This is a genomic window from Adhaeribacter pallidiroseus (assembly GCF_003340495.1).
GTDB lineage: Bacteria > Bacteroidota > Bacteroidia > Cytophagales > Hymenobacteraceae > Adhaeribacter > Adhaeribacter pallidiroseus.
In genome coordinates this window covers 1,001,320-1,021,008 of sequence record NZ_QASA01000001.1, presented here as the reverse complement: position 1 = coordinate 1,021,008, position 19,689 = coordinate 1,001,320, and the positions used below count along the sequence as shown (strand labels likewise).

The following is a 19,689-nucleotide window of genomic DNA, read 5'->3' as shown; positions in this document are numbered from 1 at the left end:
CCGTAAATGTTTACTTTATATTACCAGGAAATCTTTTCTTTGTTTAAAAAAGAGGTAATACCCCGCCGGTAATCCAGCGTTTCGCGGGCATAAGCATTGCGTTCGGCGGCATAACTTAACCCACGTTGCAAATCCATATCCTGCAGGTGCGCAATCAAGTCTTTGGTTAATTCAATGGATTGCAGCGAATTTTGCTCACAAATCCGATTAGCAAAGGCAAATACTTGATCCTCTAATTCCGAAGCCGGAACTAAATAAGTTAACAAACCAATGTTTTTAGCTTCGGCAGCCGACAATAAATCGCCGGAAAGCAGCAGTTGCTTGGTATAGGTTTCGCCTATTTTGCGCAGCAAAAACACGCTGACTATAGCCGGAATAAAGCCAATTTTCACTTCGGTATACCCAAAAGTAGCAACCGGTGAGGCAAAGATAATATCGCATACGGTAGCCAATCCGCAACCACCGGCAATAGCGGGTCCTTGCACTTGAGCAATTACCATTTTACGAAGGGTATAAATTTGATAAAATAAATGCGCCAAATGCGTAGAATCATTTAAATTATCTTCGAAAGTATTTTCCTGCAAAGCCTGCATGTAACCTAAATCAGCCCCGGCGCAAAATACATCGCCGTTTGCCTTTAAAACAATAACTTTACAATCATCATCTCCTTCGGCTAAATCAAATGCTTCTTTTAATTCGCTTATAACTTGGTAGTTAAGCGCGTTACGTTTTTCCGGACGGTTTAAGGTAATATACCCAATCCGGTTCTCGATGTAGTAATCTATATAATGCATGCCTTATCGGATTTAAAACTAGCCTGACAAATTCAATAATATGTACGAAAAAAGTGGGGGTGTTCGATTCTTTAATCTAATTAAAAATGAAGAGCCAAGTACTTGCTTGAGTATTGTTTAATTAAATTTTCCATCCAACTTTTAGATAAAGCATGAATATCAAAAATTGTACTAGAAACCAACCTTGCCCTAGAGGCTTTACTTTATGAGAAGTTAATTAGTCGGACTATACACAAAGGCCCCTTGTTTAGAAACGTCGTAAATGGGAATCTGTTGCCTTCGGCATTTTTGGTTTATTAGTTGCCGGTACCATGGTTTGTTAGAAGAATCTAAAATAAGTGATTTAAATTGAAATACTTCCTGCAGATTAGCGGGTTCTACCCGTACATTTTGTCGCAAAAGAACGTAATCAAACGGAAGGCGAGCAGATAAAGCTGCGGTGAATTGTTCGGGATATTGTACTATAAAAATGCGCAAACCGCGCCAAACTAAACCCAAGTTACCGGCCGGAGTTGTAAAACTGGGTATTATCGAAGGGGGTGTGTTAGGCAAAGTAATATAGTGCGTTTTTTGAATGCCTAATTGGTACCAATGTGGTTGAATGTTGTAGGTAAAATTATTTTTGTTGGCCAACACTGCCGAATCAGCTAGTAAGGTGGCTTGCTTACCTTGAATAAAACCCAGGCCGGAGGTATTTTTTAAATTATAGACTACCCATAACTGCTGCCGATGCTGACTCTGCATTTTAGCAAGTTGTAAAGCGGAGTAACAAGCTACAGTAATAGCAAATGCGACTAAAAACAGTTTATGCCGGTACAACATAAACCAAGTAGCCAACAGAAAAGCTCCTGCTAGCATCCAAGCCTGGGCCATCGATAAAGAAATACTTTCAATAATGGCCATAGGCCACTTTTCCATCAGGAGTACTACATAGTTCATTCCATCTAGTAACCAACCCATTACTTGCCCTAGTAATTGCCCTGCCCCAGGGAACCAACTAAAGGCTAGCAAACCAAACCCTACGTATAAAATAAACTCGGAAATAAGCACCGCAAATAAATTAGCTACAAGAAAATAAACCGGAAACTGGTGAAAGTAATATAAGGCTAATGGTATAGTTGCTAGTTGAGCTGCAACCGATGCTGTAACTCCTTCCCAAAGTTTTTTACCTAGCCAATTATCCATATCTATTAAACTATTAAAACGAGGCTGCCAGAGAACGATACCTAGAACCGCTGCAAATGATAATTGAAAGCCAACATCCAGTAAAAAGTAAGGATTGTACACTAGCAAGGCAAAAGCGGTTGCCGCCAGAATATTATACATATTACTGCGGCGTTTAAAAAATTTGCCTACCGACAATAAGCTAAACATTACTACTGCCCGAAGTACGGAAGCTGATAAAGCAGTTACAAAAGCATAAAGCCACATAACCAGAAGCAGTACCAGAAACAATACTAATTTTTGCCGCTGCGTTTTGGCTAATCTGCCCAGAATAATATTTAAGGCAAAAAACAATAAAGCCACGTGCAACCCCGAAACGGCCAGTACGTGGGTGGTGCCTGTGCGGGTATAGGCAGCCTTAATATCGGTATCCAAGTATTCTTTCATGCCCAACACTAAGGCGGTGGCAATAGCGTAATTCCGCTGGCCGGGCACATATTTCTTCAAAATAGCATCCAAGTAATTGCGGAGTTGGATGCTGGTAGCCATAAACCGGTAAGGTGGGTCGTAGCCAATTACATTAATTTGTTCTGGCCACACATAATGCTGATGATAAATCTGTTGCCTTGCCAAATACTCCTTAGAATTGAAAGCGTAGGGATTTAAGGAGGCTTCGGGCAGAACAGGTCTTCCTTTTACGAGTAAAACATCCCCGTACTGCGGTTTTCTTAAGCCAGGTGCTTTGCGCATCATAAGTAAAATCTTACCCGTAACAGATTGCCACCCTGCTGTGCTTCTTACCTGGTTTACTCGTAGAATAACATTATAATGATTAGGTTTCTCAACCACAAAGTCACTGATAACTCCGGTATAATAATCTACTGGTAGCTTTTGGTGGAGTAAATGGTTGGCTTGATTGCTTTCGGTGCGTTGGTAAGTAATAATACTTCCTAGTAGAAAAACAACAATTAAACTTGTGAAGCCAGCTAAAAAGATGAATAAATCGGATGCCTGCCGGGTGCCAGCTATATGAAAAATTAAAAAAACAACTGTCAGGAGAACGATAAATAATGGCAACAAGGCATAGGAAGACTCCCCGTAAATTTGCCACAAAATACCGGCACAAAAGCAAAGCGTTAATCTAACATACAGGTAAGGTGCCCAATGGATCATGCTTTATATACCATCTTGTAATGATCAATCGCGCATTCGCTAAAAATTTCCCCTTCTTTAATAAAACCGTGGCGGCTATAAAAAGCGACAGCTGGTAGTTGGGCGTGTAGGTAAATCAGGTGTTCTGGATATGTAGTTTGTACGTCTTCTAACACATTTTGCAAAAGGGCGCTGCCTACTTGTAAGTTCCGGTAATCGGCCAAAACCGCAAATCTTTCCAATTTAATTCCCTTTTCGGTTTTGCGCCAACGGGCGGCTCCCACGGGTTCTCCGTTATAGGTAGCTAAATAATGATGAGCCGTTTTATCGTATATGTCGTATTCCGCATCGGCGGGTACTCGTTGTTCCTCTACAAATACTTTTTCCCGGACGGTAAACCCGGCATCTAAGTCCCGGATATCCGATACTTTTTTTACAACAATCATAAGCAAGAGGTTTTAAAAACTTGATTTACCAGATTTCCAGATTATCAATTAGGCAGCCTTCGTAAATTAAAAATGGATGTAGGCGGCTTATGCGAAATAACCACTTACATCCATTAACAACAATAATTTAAAAAATTAGGCGATTCGCGGCTCAGCTAGCTTTATAGGCCGGTTTTCCTGGTCTGCAGTTGGCTTTTCCGGAACTTGTAACTTCGCTTCATCGGCTTTGGTGTACGCCTCCACAATGGATTTCACCAGCTTATGCCGCACCACATCCTCGGCCTTCATTTCCACGAAAGCAATTTCTTTAATGTGTTTTAAGGTTTGCAGCGCATCGATTAAACCTGATTTTACCTTAGTTGGTAAGTCAATCTGCGAACGGTCGCCGTTGATCATTACTTTCGAACTAGGGCCCATTCGCGTCAAAAACATTTTCATTTGCATGGGCGTGGTATTTTGGGCTTCGTCTAATAATACAAAAGCATTGTTTAACGTACGACCACGCATATAAGCCAAAGGTGCAATTTCAATAATTTTATTCTCCTGATAATACTTCAGCTTTTCAACCGGAATCATATCCTCCAAGGCATCGTAAATTGGCCGGATATACGGATCCACTTTCTCCTTCATATCGCCTGGTAAAAAGCCTAAGTTTTCACCAGCTTCTACTACCGGGCGGGATATAATAATTTTTTTTACGGTTTTATTCTTTAGCGCCCGCACCGCTAAAGCCACCGAAATATAGGTTTTACCGGTTCCGGCAGGTCCTAAAGCAAAAACCAAATCGTGCTTCTCAACGGCATCCACCAACTTTTGCTGATTCGGGGTTTTGGCTTTTATAATACCGCCTTTACTACCGTACACGATAATGTCCGGAGAAGTAGCAATTACTTCTTCTTCCGTATCACCGTCCGCCGCTATGTAGTGGTTCACGCTGGTATGGGTTATCTTACCAAATTTATGATAATGTTCGATCAGCGAACTTAAAATTTCGTTTATTTTAGTTATTTCGGGAGTTTTCCCCTGAATCTTGATTTCATTACCCCGCGAAATAATTTTACTACTGGGGAAAGCGGCTGCTAATTGTTTAATATTCTGATTCTCAGTTCCTAGAAAATCTATCAGCGATACATTTTCTAAAGTAATTACTTTTTCTACCAAATGCTTAGCTTATTTTGCGTATACTATTAATTTAAAAATAAAATGTTCTTACTTTTGTATATTACAATAATACAAAATTTATAGTTCGCTTGTATGGGTTTGATTACTTTTTTGTCTGATTTTGGATATACCGATCACTACGTAGCCGCCGTGAAAGCCAGAATCTTACGAAGTGCCCCGCAAACCCAAATCATTGATATTTCGCACGATGTAGAGGCGTATAACATCGCACACGGGGCCTTTGTATTAAACTCCTTATTCCGCGATTTCCCGGCGGATACCGTTCACCTGGTGGCTGTTGATTCGCAAGGAAGTAAACAGGACCGGTACCTGGCGGTGCAATTTCAGGATCATTATTTTATAGCAGCCGATAATGGAATTTTATCTTTAATTTTTGAATCACAACCCGTGGTAATGGTGGAGTTGCTGTTTACTGGTTCTACTACTTTTGTGGCAAAAGATATATTGGCTCCAGCTGCTGCTGCCTTAGCTACCGGCACCGAATTAAACCAATTAGGTACCTCAATCACGCATTACCGCGAATTAATTAATCGCCAGTTACGTTTAAGCGACCACGCTATTACAGGTCATGTGGTTCACGTAGACCATTATGGCAACTTAATTACAAATGTATCCCGCGATAGTATGGACGCCATAGGCCACGATCGCCCGTTTACCGTCCATTTTGCCCGCGAATCGGTGCAAAAAATTTCCGGTGACTTTACCCAGGTGGACGAAGGTGATGTTATTTGCTTTTACAACCAGCAAGGCTGGCTATCTATTGGCGTAAATAAAGGCCATGCCTCCGAGCTGCTCGGTTTGCACTACGATTCCCAAGTAAACGTTCATTTTAAAAAGATCCTGTAGCGCTTAAACTTTTCTTTTTTTATTGCTGTTCCGGTAGCGTGAATTTTTAAAGTACCAGCTTTATTTCACGGCGCCATTTTAATATAAACATGCAACAACCCTTTATTATTGGGATTACGGGTGGAAGTGCTTCGGGCAAGACCACTTTTTTAAAAAAATTAATTGCTTCCTTCTCTCCCCAAGAAATTTGCCTGATTTCTCAAGATAACTATTACCATCCGCACGACGATCAGGAACTGGACGAAAACGGCATTATCAATTTTGATTTACCTTCTTCGATTGACGCCGCTGCTTACGCCCAGGATGTTTTACGTTTAAAAAATGGCGAATCCTTTATCCGTAAAGAGTATACTTTTAATAATCCGGATATTATTCCTCGTGATCTGGAATTTAAGCCGGCCCCCATTGTGGTGGTAGAAGGTATTTTTGTTTTTCATTACCAGGAAATAGCTCAGCATTTAAATTTACGAGTTTACATCGATGCCGAAGAACACGTAAAACTGCAGCGCCGGATAATGCGCGATGTAAAAGAGCGCGGTTACGGTGGTTTAGACGATGTTTTGTACCGCTACTCCCATCACGTTGTACCTACTTACGAGAAGTATATCCGACCCTACAAGTACGATGCAGATTTAATTATACCCAACAACCGGCATTTTGCGAATGGCTTAGATGTACTGGTTTCTTTTTTAAGAACAAAAATTGAAAGTAATCCGCTTTGATATATTTAAGTGAGGCAAAATACTGTATCTTCGCAGTTTAAATGGCAGCTACTCGTAACATAACGCAGCAAATACGTTTCCTGTTTACCGCAGTAACGCTCTTGTGTGTATTGTTATTAAACAACCAGGAAATTACTACCTACAATCTGGTTGCGCCAAAACCAATTTCCAAATCAGGCAGTCAACTGAAGCAGTCTGCCAAAAAAGAGAAAACGGTAGTAAAGCAGAAAGTAACCTTTGAGGCCACTACTTCTTATTTTGTATTACCGCTGGTTCCTTTTATTCAATGGTTACATCCTGAATTTAGTACACCGGTTAGCAAAATACCGGCATTGCTGCTCCAACCACGCTATTTTACTTATTTTTTCAGGATATTATTCGGTTTCGTAATAATTCCCAACGCCCCTTAGTTTTTCCGGCAGTTTCCGAAATTTTTATACTTATAGCTTTGTTGCTAAACAAACATCATTTCCGAAACTACTCAATCTTTTACGAGAACAATCTGCATCTTACCAGTATTGCGCTCGCCATCTTAAAATTTAAAAATTTTCATCCATCATTCCATTATTTTTTAATTACATACTAATGCGTAACAAAACCGGAATATTATTATTAACGATAGTAGTAACGGCCCTTTGTGCCTACTACTTATCGTTTTCATTTGTATCCAAGCGGGTGCAACGCGATGCCGAAGCCTATGCCACGGATGCCAAAGGCAATGTTAACACCAATAAAAAATTCTCCTACTTAGATTCTGTTCGGAAAGAACCAGTTTTTAATTTTTTAGGGATTAAATACACTTACGAAGAAATTCAAAACAGCGAATTGAGCCTGGGATTGGATTTAAAAGGCGGCATGCACGTAGTTTTAGAAGTTTCGCCCGTAGAAATTATTAAATCTATGGCGGGTAATAGCAAAGACCCAAGCTTTTTAAAAGCGTTGCAGGTTGCTCAACAACGGCAACAAAACAGTCAAGCTAAATTTACCACGCTTTTTGCCCAGGCCTACCGCGAAATTAATCCTAGTGGTCGTTTAGCAGCTATTTTCTCTAACACCGCTAATAAAGGCCGGATTAACTATAATTCTTCTAATGAGCAGGTAATTGCCGCCATTGATACGGAAGTAAATGGCGCTATCGACCGGTCCTTTAACATCTTACAAACCCGGATTGATAAATTTGGGGTAAATCAACCGAACATTCAACGTTTAAAAAGTTCGGATCAGATTCAAATTGAATTACCAGGTGTTACGGATGCTACCCGGGTGCGGAAATTATTACAAGGAACGGCTAATCTTGAATTTTGGGAAGTTTGGAAACCAGAAGAATTTTTCCCTTACCTAGGCCAGTTAAATTCTATACTAGTTAAACAAGAAGCGGCTAATAAGTTAGCCGCCGGCAAATCGGGCAATACGGCGGCAAAATCCAATGCAGATGCTTTAACCAAAGCAGCGGCTCAACCAGCCATTGACCCATTAACCGGTAAGCCCGTTACAGATTCTGCTACCGCAGATACCACGAAAGCCAATACGGTCGCATCGGCCAAAACCGATTCTACTAAAACGGATTCTTTAGCGGCTAACCAAAGCAGCCAGTTAACCCGGTTATTTCCACTTTTACAATCCGGCTTATTGCAAGCTAACGTGCGGGATACCGCCAAAGTAAATGCCTTGTTACGTCGTCCGGATGTGCGGGCAATTTTCCCGGCCAACATGAAGTTTTTGTGGGCGGTAAAACCCACGCCGCTACCGGCAGCGCAAGTTGGCCAAGCTAAGCAAGAGTTTATTGAATTATACGCTATTAAAAAAGGCCGCGACAATAAAGCTCCGGTAGGTGGTGATGCTATTAGCGATGCCCGTCAGGATTTCGACCAGCAAGGCCGTCCGGAAGTAAATATGGGTATGAACGTAGCTGGTGCAAAAAAATGGCAACGTTTAACTGCGGCTTCTATTGGTCGCCAGGTGGCAATCGTGCTGGATAATTACGTGTACTCCGCTCCGGTGGTACAAGGCGAAATTCCGAACGGTAACTCTTCTATTTCGGGTAATTTCACCGTGGAAGAAGCCCAGGATTTAGCTAATATTTTAAAAGCAGGTAAAATGCCGGCTCCAACCCGCATTGTGGAAGAAGCAATTGTGGGTCCATCATTGGGTCAGGAAGCTATAAACCAAGGGTTGTTGTCGTCGTTAGCGGCCATGGCCATTGTGGTAATATTTATGGTTTTCTACTACAGCAAAGGTGGTTTTGTAGCTGATTTAGCCTTGTTATTTAATATTTTCTTTATTGTTGGTATTCTGGCGCAGTTTAACGCAGCGCTTACCTTGCCGGGTATTGCCGGTATGGTATTAACCATGGGTATGTCGGTGGATGCCAACGTACTTATTTTTGAGCGGATTCGGGAAGAACTTGCCTTAGGCGTAAGTATAAAAGACGCCATTCACAAAGGGTATGATCGGGCCTTTAGCTCTATTTTTGACTCCAACGTAACTACTTTGCTGGCCGGTATTATTTTGTACTTTTTTGGTTCTGGACCAGTTAAAGGGTTTGCCATTACTTTAATGTTGGGTATTGCTACTTCGTTTTTTACTGCCGTGTATGTATCGCGGTTAATTCTGGAGTATATGACCAGCGGCAAAAAAGTAAATAGTATGACTTTCTCAACGGTGTTTTCTAAAAATCTGTTTAAGAACTTCAACTTCGATTTTATCAAATACCGCAAATTGGCTTACATTGGTTCTACTGCGGTCATTGTGCTTGGTTTTGTATTAATGTTTGTTCAAGGTGGGCCAAACTTAGGCGTTGATTTTAAAGGTGGCCGATCCTACCTCGTAAACTTTGATCAAGCGGTACCTGCTTCTGAAGTAAGAACCGCGTTGCTGGATGAGTTTAAAGGTTCTGGTACCGATGTAAAAACGTTTGGCGCTTCTAACCGGTTAAAGGTTACTACCAGCTATTTGGCCGAAGATGAATCAACGAGAGCCGATGAAACGGTGCAAACCGCATTGCAAACCGGATTAAAGCAATATAGTGCCCGCAATCCGAAAATATTAAGTTCTTCAAAAGTGGGGGCAACCATGGCCGATGACATTCAGAAAACAGCGGTACTGGCGGTGTTACTTTCCTTCGCTGGTATTTTCTTGTACGTAATGCTGCGTTTCCGGAAGTGGCAATATAGCTTAGGCGGGGTTGTAGCCCTGATTCATGATGCTTTAATGGTAACGGCATTCTTCGCCATTGGTCGTCTTTTTGGCTTAAACTACGAAATGGACCAAGTGTTTATTGCTTCTATCTTAACCATTATTGGTTTCTCTATTAACGATACGGTAGTTATTTACGACCGGATCCGGGAACACTTAAGCAATCATCCGAAAAGTAAGATCAGAGAAGTTATTAACCCAGCTTTAAATGATACGCTTAGCCGCACTATTATTACTTCTTTAACGGTATTATTTGTAGTAGTGATTCTATTTATATTCGGGGGAGAAACGCTCCGGGGCTTCTCTTATGCTATGTTAATAGGGGTCATTTCTGGTACCTACTCTACCTTATACATTGCTACCCCAATTTTAATGGATACCATAGATGATGAAAAACCGAAAGTAACTGCCACAACAATTACGCCTAAACTGGCAACTACCGGCAAGCTGCGGTCTTAGTTTCTAAAATAAATTTCAACAAAAAAGCTCGACTAGATAGTCGGGCTTTTTTGTTGAAATAAGTAAAAATTTAAAAAATAATGCACTACCAGGTTTCTGTTACTCCTTCGGCCACTACTTCGGTTACTTCCGGCACCATACGCTTCAACAGATTTTCAATGCCCGACTTTAACGTAATAGTAGCAGATGGGCAGCCGCTGCACGAGCCTTGCAGGTTTACGGTTACTACACCATCTTTATAGGATTTAAAGGTAATATTACCGCCATCCTGCTCCACCGCCGGTCTTACGTAGTTTTCTAATAAGTCAATCACTTTATGCGAAATAACCGCGTCATCGCCACTCAGTTCACCGGTGGCATCCGTTACCGCCTGGGTCTGCTCCGCTAACGGATCTTGCAAAAACAGAGGACCGCCTGCTTCCACGTACGATTTAATAAAAAGGCGTAATTCCGGAATTAACTGTACCCACTGGTCGCTGGTATTTTTAGTTACCGTTACAAAGTTACTGGCAATAAACACCCGCGAAACGTAATCAAAATTAAATAATTCCTGGGCAAACGGGGAGTTGGCAGCTGCTTCTACGTCTGGATAATCTACACTTACCCCTTCCGGTAATAAAACAGTACTCAGCACAAATTTCATGGATTCCGGGTTCGGGTTAGCTTCTGCGTACACCGAAACGGCTTTTTCTTTATTTTCTATCATGGTTATTGCTTCCTTAATATGGTAAAAACTTAGTAATAAAGGTTAAAGTTTCAAAAGTAATGAGTTTTGAGAATATTCTAGTAATCAGGTAATTTATATTGTGTTGCTTTCTGGAGCACCACTTATAAATAAAAACCAATAATATTGGCGCGATGTTTAAAAGATTTTACCTTCGCCCGCTCCAGTAATTTTAATTGAAGCACTGGCCATTTAATCCAGAGTTATGTTTTGTTTATTCCTAGCTGCCACTCCCCCACCTGTTCAACCTTATGTAGTTATTCCGTTTATAGTTTTATTGGGTTTGATTGCCTGCGGCCCTATTTTTCTGGAGCACTTCTGGCACCGTTATTACCGGGTTATAGCTATTGTGCTGGGTTTGTTGGTACTCTCCTACTATGTATTAATCTTGCACGATACGCACTTACCCGCAGAAACTTTAGCTGATTATGCTTCTTTTGCCATTTTACTCAGCGCCTTGTACATCGCTGCCGGTGGCATTTACATTAACGTGAATGCCCGGGCAACCCCCATTACCAATGTACTTCTTTTAATTACCGGGGCTATTCTGGCCAATATTATCGGTACTACGGGTGCCTCACTATTGCTTATCCGACCCTATATTCGTTTAAATATTAACCACATTAAAACTTACCACATTATATTTTTCATATTTATTGTAAGTAACGCCGGTGGTTTATTAACTCCGCTCGGAGACCCGCCATTGTTTATCGGATTTTTAAAAGGTGTCCCTTTTTTCTGGACCTTACAGCATTTGTTACTACCTTGGTTAATTGTGGTGATCGGTTTGTCAGCCCTTTTTTACTTTTTAGAGAGCCGCAATCAAGTACGGACATACCAACCTACAGCAGAGGTTAAAGAGAAAATAGATGCCCAAACCGAATTCTTTTTTACAGGTAAACGCAACCTGGTTTGGCTAGCCATTATTATAGGCGCTATTTTTCTAGATCCGAATGTTATTCCGGGTTTACCGCACATCTCTTTCCACGAATTTAAATTTTCCTATATCCGGGAAGTAATTCAATTAACCGCGGCTTTTTTCTGCTATCGGTTGGCCAGCAAAACGGCTTTAAATGGCAATCATTTTACCTTTGGGCCTATTCTGGAAGTAGTATTTCTTTTCTTTGGTATCTTTTTTACCATGATGCCGGCTTTACAATACGCGGCCCACTTAGCTGCTTCGCCTTCCTTTGCCAAACTACTCACCCCCGATACGGTTTACTGGAGTGCCGGTATGCTTTCAGGCTTTCTGGATAATGCCCCTACTTACGCCAACTTTTTATCTTTGTCCATGGCCAAGTATGGTTTAAGTTACAGCAGCGTAGATCACGTTCATAAATTTGCTTATGGTCTGGAGCAGGCACCGGAAACTTACCATTTACTCGAAGCAATTGCCGTTGGATCTGTTTTGTTTGGCGCGTTTAGCTATATTGGCAACGGACCTAATTTTATGGTGAAAGCTATTGCGGAGGAAGCCGGCATTAAGATGCCTTCTTTTTTCAAATACATTACTGCCTTTTCGATTCCGTTTTTGCTGCCGGTCTTATTCTTGGTCTGGTTGCTGGTAATCTACTAGCCCTAAATCTATTTTAGAATTTAGTAAATTGTTAAAACATGAGTTCCAGCAACCAATTACCTTCATAAACTATTTCACCAACAGTTCATGAAGGTAGTACAGTTATACAAGCCAACTGATTTTTCTAGTGTTATCCGTTAAACTATTCGTAACTATAGGTAGCCTAATTGTAAATTTTTAAATTTTCTGAAATTCAAAGTTTTTGAATTAATATTTCCGATAAAAGCTTTGAATTTTACTCGTAAGTTGGCTGTAGATAGGTTTGGTAAATTCCACAAATAAAAATTGCGGTGCCGGATTTGGGCTTTCTCGACGTCGAGCTCTTTTAAGTTGCTCTTTGTTCAAGGCTCGTTCATCCCCTTTGTAGGTTGCCCATTCATCGCGCCACACAAAAGTACCGGGCATTTTCTCTTGGGTAATAATATTTTTCGTTTGCCAATCCATAATCCGGAAATCGAGCAAACCGCTGGAAGTAATGGTTTTTTCGAAGGTAATGTATTTAACTTTTACGGTACCGTATACATCCTTTCCTTCTACGGTACCGGTTTTAACGCTATCCCGCTCGAGGTTCTGTTCTTTTTCTTTTAGATAAGTTTGCCCTACTACAAAATCATCAAACGAAAGGGTAAGCACATGATCCGGCACAAATGATTTGCCTCGTACTTCTTGCAGTGTGAAGAATTTAATAAAACTTTGCTGTTCGTAATGCTGCAAATACTCTTGTATTTTATTTTGAAAATATTCGTTACTAAGCTGGTAAACGCCTTTATTTACCGCAACGGGCTCTACTACTACTTTTAAAAGTGCCGCCAGGTAAGCTTCGTCTTGTTTTTGCCGGGCATCTTTAAAACCGGGCACAAATTGTTCGGCCCGCTCAAAATGCTGGTAAGCTTCTTTGGCACTCTGCCGGTTTTTTTCTTTTAATAACTTAGCACCTAGATCATAACGGGTTTCGGCTGCTTTTTGCCTGGCAGCAGCTAATTGTTCCGGATATTTTCCGGCGTTATTAATTACAGAGCGGCAAGCAGGGCAGCGTCGCCCGGCATCTACCAGATTATTCATACTTTCGTATTCCTGCACGACCGTTTCCCACCGGAAAGTTTCCGTTGACTTCATGGCTTCTGTAATGCGGGTTTGGTGATTTTCCTGGGCGTATTTATAAGCTTGCTCTAAAGTACTTAGGGCTTTCTTATTCGACGGATCTTTTTGGAGCCGATTGACGGCCTGTATAACTGCCCGATCGTAATCGCCTTTTTGAAAAGATTGTTTGCCACTGGAGCAAGCCCCTAAAAACAACAATACACCAAGCGGCCAAAAACGAAAAAATTTAAAAAATGGATTGACTCTCATAGCTTTGTACATGTATAAGGGTGGATTAATAAGTAGCATCATTAGTTTTTTAATTCGATAGGCATAACAAATTTTAAAATTTAACAGAATAAAAAAACATGCCAAAGTAATATTCCGAACTAGATAGAAACAAGCGAGCCGCTCAAGTAAAAGAGCGGCTCGCTTGTTTAAAACAAAAACTTAAGTTGATGAATACTCTTTATTAATTTAGCTACACCCGCACGGTGCGTTGCCGCAGCAAAAAGTCTATTAAAACTAACGCCACCATGGCATCTACAATAGGTACCGCCCGGGGCAATACACACGGATCGTGACGGCCTTTGCCTTCTAAAGTAATGCTTTCGCCTTGGTCGTTAATGCTGGTTTGGGGTTGCAAAATGGTAGCTACCGGTTTAAAAGCCACCCGAAAGTAAATATCCTGGCCATTGGAAATACCGCCCTGAATACCTCCTGAATGATTGGTACGCGTTTGCACCCGGCCATTTTCATCGGTGTAAAATTCATCGTTGTGCTGCGAGCCGTAAAGTTTAGCACCGGCAAAACCACTGCCGTATTCAAAACCTTTTACCGCGTTAATGCTCAGCATGGCTTTACCTAGTTCGGCATGCAGTTTATCGAAAGCCGGTTCTCCTAAACCCACAGGAGTGCCCTTAATCACACAGGTAATTACCCCACCTACGGTGTCGCGGTTCTTGCGGGTTTCTTCTACCAGTTTAATCATTTCTTCAGCTACTTGCGGTTGAGGGCACCGGATCTTATTACTGTCAATCAGGCTTAGATTTAATTGTTCGTACGATTCTTCTACGGAAATAGGCCCTACCGTAGAAACATACGAAGCAATTTGAATGCCTTGCTGCTGTAAATATTTATTGGCTACGGCACCGGCGGCCACCCGGGCCAGCGTTTCGCGCGCCGAAGAACGGCCCCCTCCCCGGTGGTCGCGCAAGCCGTATTTAGCGGTATAAGTATAATCGGCATGCGATGGCCGAAAGGCGTGTTCGAGGTGCGAATAATCTTTACCCGCCTGGTTTTTATTGTTCACCATCAGGGCAATGGGCGTACCGGTGGTTTTATTCTCGTACAGCCCCGATAAAATGATAATTTCGTCTTCTTCTTTCCGTTGGGTAGTAATATTGGATTGGCCAGGACGCCGCCGGTCCAGTTCCCGCTGAATTTCTTCGGCTGTAATTTCTAAACCGGCCGGACAACCATCAATTATTACGCCTACCGATTGTCCGTGCGATTCGCCGAAAGTAGTTATCCGGAAAATTTTACCGTACGAATTACTCATGCTGCTATGTTTTTCTGAAAAAAATAAAAATAGATATGGCCAGCAAAAGTAATACAATCAGGTTGGTATACAATTTAAGTTTTTCGAAATTATGCATGCTGACCAGGTTGTTATCCTCGGTTTGAATAAGCTTATAAAAATCATCGCTCACTACTGCGCCAATAGCGGCATCGCGATCAACGGTGCCGCTTACCTGTAAAGTAAACCGGGAAGTTAAAGTATCGTAGCGTTCGCGCTCCGGATCAAAATAAATAAAATGCAGCAATTGCCGTAAGGGATACTGACCGGGCATTTTAGGAACAATGGAATAGGCAAATCGTTTGGACCCTGATATTCGTTGCTGTTGCCGCAGTAAATTTTCTTTTACCTGGGGCGGGTACACTTCCAAAGCCGGTAAATTTTGCAGAGTTGGTGTTGGTAAAGCCCCAATATTGCCCTCCCCAATTACCGCAAAACTATAATTTACGGTTCGGTTAATAGAAGTTCGGGTGCGCTCCAATAGTTCATCCAGCCGATACCGGCCTACTGGTACCGTTTCCCGTAGCGGATGGGGCGGTAATGCTTTCACCCGAACTGTTTTAGCAACCGATTGAAATTCTTTAATTTCCGGCTGCCGCTTTTCCTCGGCAAAAGTGGCGTCTTTAGGAACGGTATATTGTAGCATTTTTAAATTTAAAGCCGGAAACTCTAAATCCACGGCATTCAGCGGATAGTTAATGGCTTCGTAAAGTTTAAACCGGATGTACTTTTCATCTTTCACCATTACTGTATCTGGTAGAATTTCGGTTTGCTCCCACACTTCCTCCCAGCAAGTAGGCTGTTTTATCTGTTTAAACAACTCCGGAAGCTGCTGCAAAAAGTTGTAAAACTCTAATTGGCCGTTTTCAGCAGCCGTTAAATAAAAATACAGAGCTACATGCAAACCTTCGCCGGTATAAATTTCCTTTTTGCTGACCTCCAGGTTTAAAAAAGATTGGCCGCTTTTACCAGTAAATTCTGTTTTTAAAGGCTGAGTTTGGGGATTTTCAATAATAGGATTATTGGCGGTAACCGGACCTACCTGAATGGTGGTACCGGGGCTTTTAACAACCTGGCCATTAACTGTAATGGTGAATGGTTTAATCGTAAAAGTGCCTTCGTTTAAAGCCGCATAGTTTTGCGTATGTACTTCTTCTACCAGATTATTACCGGTTTTTAAGGTAATCTTTTTGGAGAACCGGCTACTCTTCTGAAAACCTTCCAGGTCCGGGAAAAGAGGTGCGTCTTGTAAAGTTTGTCCCTTTAAACGGATCGAAACAGTAAAGTAAGTTTCTATAGGAATTTTACTGGGACCTAACTCAATGCTGATTTGCTGTCCGTAAACCGGGAGCAAACCCATCCAAATGCCCAGAAACAAGATAATTTTTTTAAACACGAATAAGGTAATAAATCCAGCAAACGGCACTCATCTTCTTTAAAAAGAACGCCAGCAAGATAAAATTTATTCTTTCAATATAAAACCGACTATTTATTTCCCGTTTAAAAATCAGGTAATCTGCGAATTATATAATTATTCAAAGCTTACTAATAAGAATTTTTCCAGTTTACCGCAAAATAATAGGCCATTTTAAAATTTTTAAAATCCGACCGCGACTTATTCTTCGTAGATCGGTTAAATCTGCAGAAAAACAACGCAGCCATTTGCTGGTAAAGGTTGCCTGTAGCTGTTCAGAATTCTATGTTACACTCTTTAATAAAAACCTAATTATGTCGAAACTAACGAAACCGAATGAAAGCGGTAATGGGTTGATCGAATCGGTTAACAAGCCCATTAACCGGAAGAACTTTTTTAAATATGCCGGAGCCGGAGCTGCCTTAACTACCCTCCTGATCTCGGGCTGTAACGATGACGACGACGGAAAATTTAACGGCGTGGTAGATCCACCGCCAACCCCACCCGTAACCGGACCCACTACCGTTAATTTGGGTTCTGACGATGTTGGCGTTTTAAATTACGCGTATGCTCTCGAGCAATTAGAAGCGGCTTTTTACACCCAGTTGGTTGCCAGCGCTACCTTTAATACGGCATTTCCGGACGCTAAGGAAAGACAAACATTAACCGACATCCGGGATCACGAAATTGCGCACCGCGAGTTTTTTAAAGCGGCCATTACCGCTGCTGCTCCTGCTGCTATTATTCCGGGCTTAACTCCTGATTTTTCTAAAATTAATTTTGGAGACCGCACTGCCGTATTAACTGCTGCTAAAACATTCGAGGACCTAGGAGTAGCCGCTTACAATGGCGCTGGCAAATTGCTTAAATCTCCCGATTTTCTGACCATTGCCGGTAAAATAGTGTCGGTAGAAGCGCGCCACGCGGCGGAAATTGCCGATTTAATCTCGAATGGTACTTTTGCCAACACCGGCAATAATGCTAACGGTTTTGATGGTGCTATGACCCCCACCGAAGTTTTAACGGCCGCTAAATCCTTTGTAAAGGAAACCATTGATTTCAGCAAATTACCTACATCTTAATTTAAATCAGGAGAAATAAATCATGAATATACATAACCTTCTTACTCAAATAGAAAAAGTAGATCCGGAAATTTACGAACGTTTAGATTCACGCCGGTCTATTTTCAAGCATTTTGCCGGCTTCGGTAAAAAATTGGCCGCTACTGCTGTACCTTTAGCCTTTGGCGCTATGCTGAACAAAGCGTATGGCCAAACTGCTCCTCCCCGCTCCGTGGTGGATGTACTTAAATTTGCCTTTTTGTTAGAAAACCTGGAAGCAGAGTTTTACAAACAAGCCGCTGCTACTGATATATTTCCTACCTCAGCCGGTAAAGGTGCTTTTGAAACCATCCGGAACCACGAGGTAGCCCACGTAGCTTTTTTAAAAGGTGCTTTAGCAGCCGATGCTCCTACCTACACCGCAGCTAGCTTTGATTTTACTGCTGGTGGTGTTTTGGGAGACATGACTTTTAAAGATTATCCTACTATGCTAGCTGTAGCGCAAGCTTTTGAAGATACCGGAGTTCGGGCTTATAAAGGCCAGGCTGCTTTCTTAATCAGCAACAACGATGTATTACAAGCTGCTTTGCAAATTCATTCTATTGAAGCTCGCCACGCGGCCCATATTCGCCGCATGCGCCGAGATATGATGACCAATCCCGCCATGCAGAAACCTTGGATTACCGGTAAAGACCTAGGCGGCTTGCCTGGTTTTACCCAGGCCATATACGACGGGGAAGAAGTTACTACCCAGGCTACCGTTAAAATTACCGGCACTTTTGGTGGTATAACCATTAGCGATGCCGCTGCTTCTGAAGCGTTTGATGAGCCTTTAACCACGGAACAAGTAACGGCGATCGTTACGCCGTTCCTGAAAAAATAAAACAAGTTTTTCATAATAGCACATAAAAAAGGACGGGCAACCCGTCCTTTTTTATGTGCTATTTTTATTTCAAGATTAGGCTGATGTTTGCTGGATTAACAAATTTTTAAAAAAAGTTAATTAAGTAGCTAATTACTAACATGTTTCGTATGAATATAATAATTCATTAAAAATACTTTAACATCTCTGCTTTATTTTCGTACATTAAACTATTCGAAGCAGACCCAAATTTCGAATAAATACAACAAAATAATTCATTTTTAAATTAGCACACAAAATGTTAGAGTATGTTAAAACGATTCTTGTTAAAGTAAGTTTTGATGTCCGGCTATTTGAAAAAGAGCTGCGTAAAGCTTTTAAAATGCTCGTACAGGAAGAATTAGAAGAACTACGCCAATGGTGCTACGTCCGCTTTTCCGGCATTTATCACGGCATTATTAACCGGGTTTTTGCGAAAGCTTCCTAGTAAACTAATCCTCGTTCTTTGGAATCACAAATTTAATATTGCGTAAGAGGCCGTTAAAACCAGTGCGTTTAACGGCCGACTTACGAAACACTTCTTTAAATATTTCTTCGGTAATTTCCTGCCAGTCTTTTTTTGAAAATTCTGTTAACCCCGGCTGCGGATCAAAGGCCGGTTCTTGGTGGGCTTTGGCGAACCGGTTCCAGGGGCAAACGTCCTGGCAGATATCACAACCAAAAACCCAGTTGCCAAATTTCCCATTTACTTCCTGGGGTATCTGGTCTTTTAATTCAATGGTAAAATACGAAATGCATTTGCTGCCATTTACTACGTAAGGTTCTATAATGGCATCAGTGGGGCAAGCATCTATACACTTGGTGCAGGTACCGCAGTAATCTTTAATGGGCCCGTCGTACTCCAGTTCCAGGTCGATGATTAATTCGGCAATAAAATAAAAACTGCCAACTTGCGGCGTAATTAAATTACTGTTTTTACCTACCCAACCCAGACCACTTTTCTTGGCCCAAGCTTTATCCAGCACCGGGGCCGAATCTACAAAAGCCCGCCCGCCAACATCGCCAATAGTTTCTCGGATGTACGCTAATAACGATTTTAGTTTATCTTTTATAACAAAATGGTAATCCTGTCCATAAGCGTATTTCGAAATTTGAAAAGTATCGGTAGGTTGGGGTTGCTCGGGGTAATAATTTAACAATAACGACACTACGGATTTAGCGCCTTCAACGAGCAAGCGGGGATCCAGGCGCTTATCAAAATGGTTTTCCATGTAATGCATCTGGCCGTGCATCTGGCGGTTTAGCCAATTTTCCAGGCGAGGGGCTTCTTCTTCCAAAAACTCCGCCCGCGATACCCCACAAAACATAAAGCCTAGCTCCTGGGCTTTTTGCTTAATTAAAAAAGTATATTGTTGTTTGGGCGTCAAAGGAAA

At 41.6% G+C, this 19,689-nt stretch carries 17 protein-coding genes; 8 read left to right on the top strand and 9 right to left on the bottom strand.

The window, feature by feature from the left end:
- Window positions 1-20 precede the first annotated feature (20 nt).
- The 4 genes from AHMF7616_RS03910 to AHMF7616_RS03895 form a co-directional block, all read right to left on the bottom strand.
- Window positions 21-794 (bottom strand): enoyl-CoA hydratase/isomerase family protein, encoded by a 774-nt coding sequence (locus AHMF7616_RS03910; RefSeq protein WP_115371691.1) that lies wholly within the window; start codon window positions 792-794, stop codon window positions 21-23.
- Between the two features lie 213 nt (window positions 795-1,007).
- Entirely contained in the window at window positions 1,008-3,131 is a 2,124-nt protein-coding gene (locus AHMF7616_RS03905) for a ComEC/Rec2 family competence protein (protein WP_115371690.1), read from the bottom strand.
- Window positions 3,128-3,556, bottom strand: coding sequence for a GNAT family N-acetyltransferase (locus AHMF7616_RS03900; RefSeq protein WP_115371689.1), 429 nt, complete (start codon window positions 3,554-3,556; stop codon window positions 3,128-3,130). Before AHMF7616_RS03900 ends, AHMF7616_RS03905 begins: the two co-directional genes overlap by 4 nt.
- A gap of 135 nt (window positions 3,557-3,691) precedes the next feature.
- Window positions 3,692-4,717 (bottom strand): PhoH family protein, encoded by a 1,026-nt coding sequence (locus AHMF7616_RS03895; protein ID WP_115371688.1) that lies wholly within the window; start codon window positions 4,715-4,717, stop codon window positions 3,692-3,694.
- Between the two features lie 93 nt (window positions 4,718-4,810).
- On the opposite strand from AHMF7616_RS03895, the gene AHMF7616_RS03890 reads away from it, so the two are divergent.
- The 4 genes from AHMF7616_RS03890 (at window position 4,811) to secDF (ending at window position 9,960) form a co-directional block, all read left to right on the top strand.
- Window positions 4,811-5,584, top strand: coding sequence for an SAM hydrolase/SAM-dependent halogenase family protein (locus tag AHMF7616_RS03890; protein ID WP_115371687.1), 774 nt, complete (start codon window positions 4,811-4,813; stop codon window positions 5,582-5,584).
- Window positions 5,585-5,673: 89 nt separating this feature from the next.
- Window positions 5,674-6,306, top strand: coding sequence for a uridine kinase family protein (locus tag AHMF7616_RS03885; protein ID WP_115371686.1), 633 nt, complete (start codon window positions 5,674-5,676; stop codon window positions 6,304-6,306).
- Window positions 6,307-6,347: 41 nt separating this feature from the next.
- Window positions 6,348-6,716 (top strand): hypothetical protein, encoded by a 369-nt coding sequence (locus AHMF7616_RS03880; RefSeq protein WP_115371685.1) that lies wholly within the window; start codon window positions 6,348-6,350, stop codon window positions 6,714-6,716.
- A 175-nt stretch (window positions 6,717-6,891) separates the two neighbouring features.
- Window positions 6,892-9,960: a protein translocase subunit SecDF gene (gene secDF / locus AHMF7616_RS03875; RefSeq protein ID WP_115371684.1), complete on the top strand. Its 3,069-nt coding sequence runs from the start codon at window positions 6,892-6,894 to the stop codon at window positions 9,958-9,960.
- A gap of 85 nt (window positions 9,961-10,045) precedes the next feature.
- On the opposite strand, the gene AHMF7616_RS03870 is transcribed toward secDF, so the two are convergent.
- A complete protein-coding gene (locus AHMF7616_RS03870; protein WP_115371683.1) occupies window positions 10,046-10,666 on the bottom strand; it encodes a NifU family protein in 621 nt (206 codons plus the stop codon).
- A gap of 223 nt (window positions 10,667-10,889) precedes the next feature.
- On the opposite strand from AHMF7616_RS03870, the gene AHMF7616_RS03865 reads away from it, so the two are divergent.
- On the top strand, window positions 10,890-12,260 hold the full coding sequence (locus AHMF7616_RS03865) for a sodium:proton antiporter (RefSeq protein WP_115371682.1): 1,371 nt from the start codon (window positions 10,890-10,892) through the stop codon (window positions 12,258-12,260).
- Window positions 12,261-12,467: 207 nt separating this feature from the next.
- Here AHMF7616_RS03865 and AHMF7616_RS03860 read toward each other — a convergent pair whose 3' ends face one another.
- The 3 genes from AHMF7616_RS03860 to AHMF7616_RS03850 all read right to left on the bottom strand — a co-directional run bounded on the left by AHMF7616_RS03860 (window position 12,468) and on the right by AHMF7616_RS03850 (window position 16,315).
- Window positions 12,468-13,652: a hypothetical protein gene (locus AHMF7616_RS03860; protein WP_199474105.1), complete on the bottom strand. Its 1,185-nt coding sequence runs from the start codon at window positions 13,650-13,652 to the stop codon at window positions 12,468-12,470.
- A 169-nt stretch (window positions 13,653-13,821) separates the two neighbouring features.
- Window positions 13,822-14,901, bottom strand: coding sequence for a chorismate synthase (aroC, locus tag AHMF7616_RS03855; protein WP_115371681.1), 1,080 nt, complete (start codon window positions 14,899-14,901; stop codon window positions 13,822-13,824).
- Window positions 14,902-14,905: 4 nt separating this feature from the next.
- Window positions 14,906-16,315 (bottom strand): BatD family protein, encoded by a 1,410-nt coding sequence (locus AHMF7616_RS03850; RefSeq protein WP_147275600.1) that lies wholly within the window; start codon window positions 16,313-16,315, stop codon window positions 14,906-14,908.
- Between the two features lie 332 nt (window positions 16,316-16,647).
- Here AHMF7616_RS03850 and AHMF7616_RS03845 point away from each other — a divergent pair, with 332 nt between their 5' ends.
- The 3 genes from AHMF7616_RS03845 (at window position 16,648) to AHMF7616_RS03835 (ending at window position 18,743) form a co-directional block, all read left to right on the top strand.
- The gene (locus AHMF7616_RS03845) at window positions 16,648-17,415 is read left to right on the top strand and encodes a ferritin-like domain-containing protein (RefSeq protein WP_115371679.1); all 768 of its coding nucleotides are present in this window, start codon (window positions 16,648-16,650) and stop codon (window positions 17,413-17,415) included.
- A gap of 22 nt (window positions 17,416-17,437) precedes the next feature.
- A complete protein-coding gene (locus AHMF7616_RS03840; protein ID WP_115371678.1) occupies window positions 17,438-18,277 on the top strand; it encodes a ferritin-like domain-containing protein in 840 nt (279 codons plus the stop codon).
- Window positions 18,278-18,554: 277 nt separating this feature from the next.
- Window positions 18,555-18,743 carry a hypothetical protein gene (locus AHMF7616_RS03835; protein ID WP_115371677.1) on the top strand — a complete coding sequence of 63 codons (189 nt, stop codon included), beginning with the start codon at window positions 18,555-18,557 and terminating at the stop codon, window positions 18,741-18,743.
- Between the two features lie 4 nt (window positions 18,744-18,747).
- Here AHMF7616_RS03835 and queG read toward each other — a convergent pair whose 3' ends face one another.
- Complete coding sequence (gene queG / locus AHMF7616_RS03830; RefSeq protein WP_115371676.1) at window positions 18,748-19,683, bottom strand: tRNA epoxyqueuosine(34) reductase QueG; 936 nt, start codon at window positions 19,681-19,683, stop codon at window positions 18,748-18,750.
- Window positions 19,684-19,689: the final 6 nt, after the last annotated feature.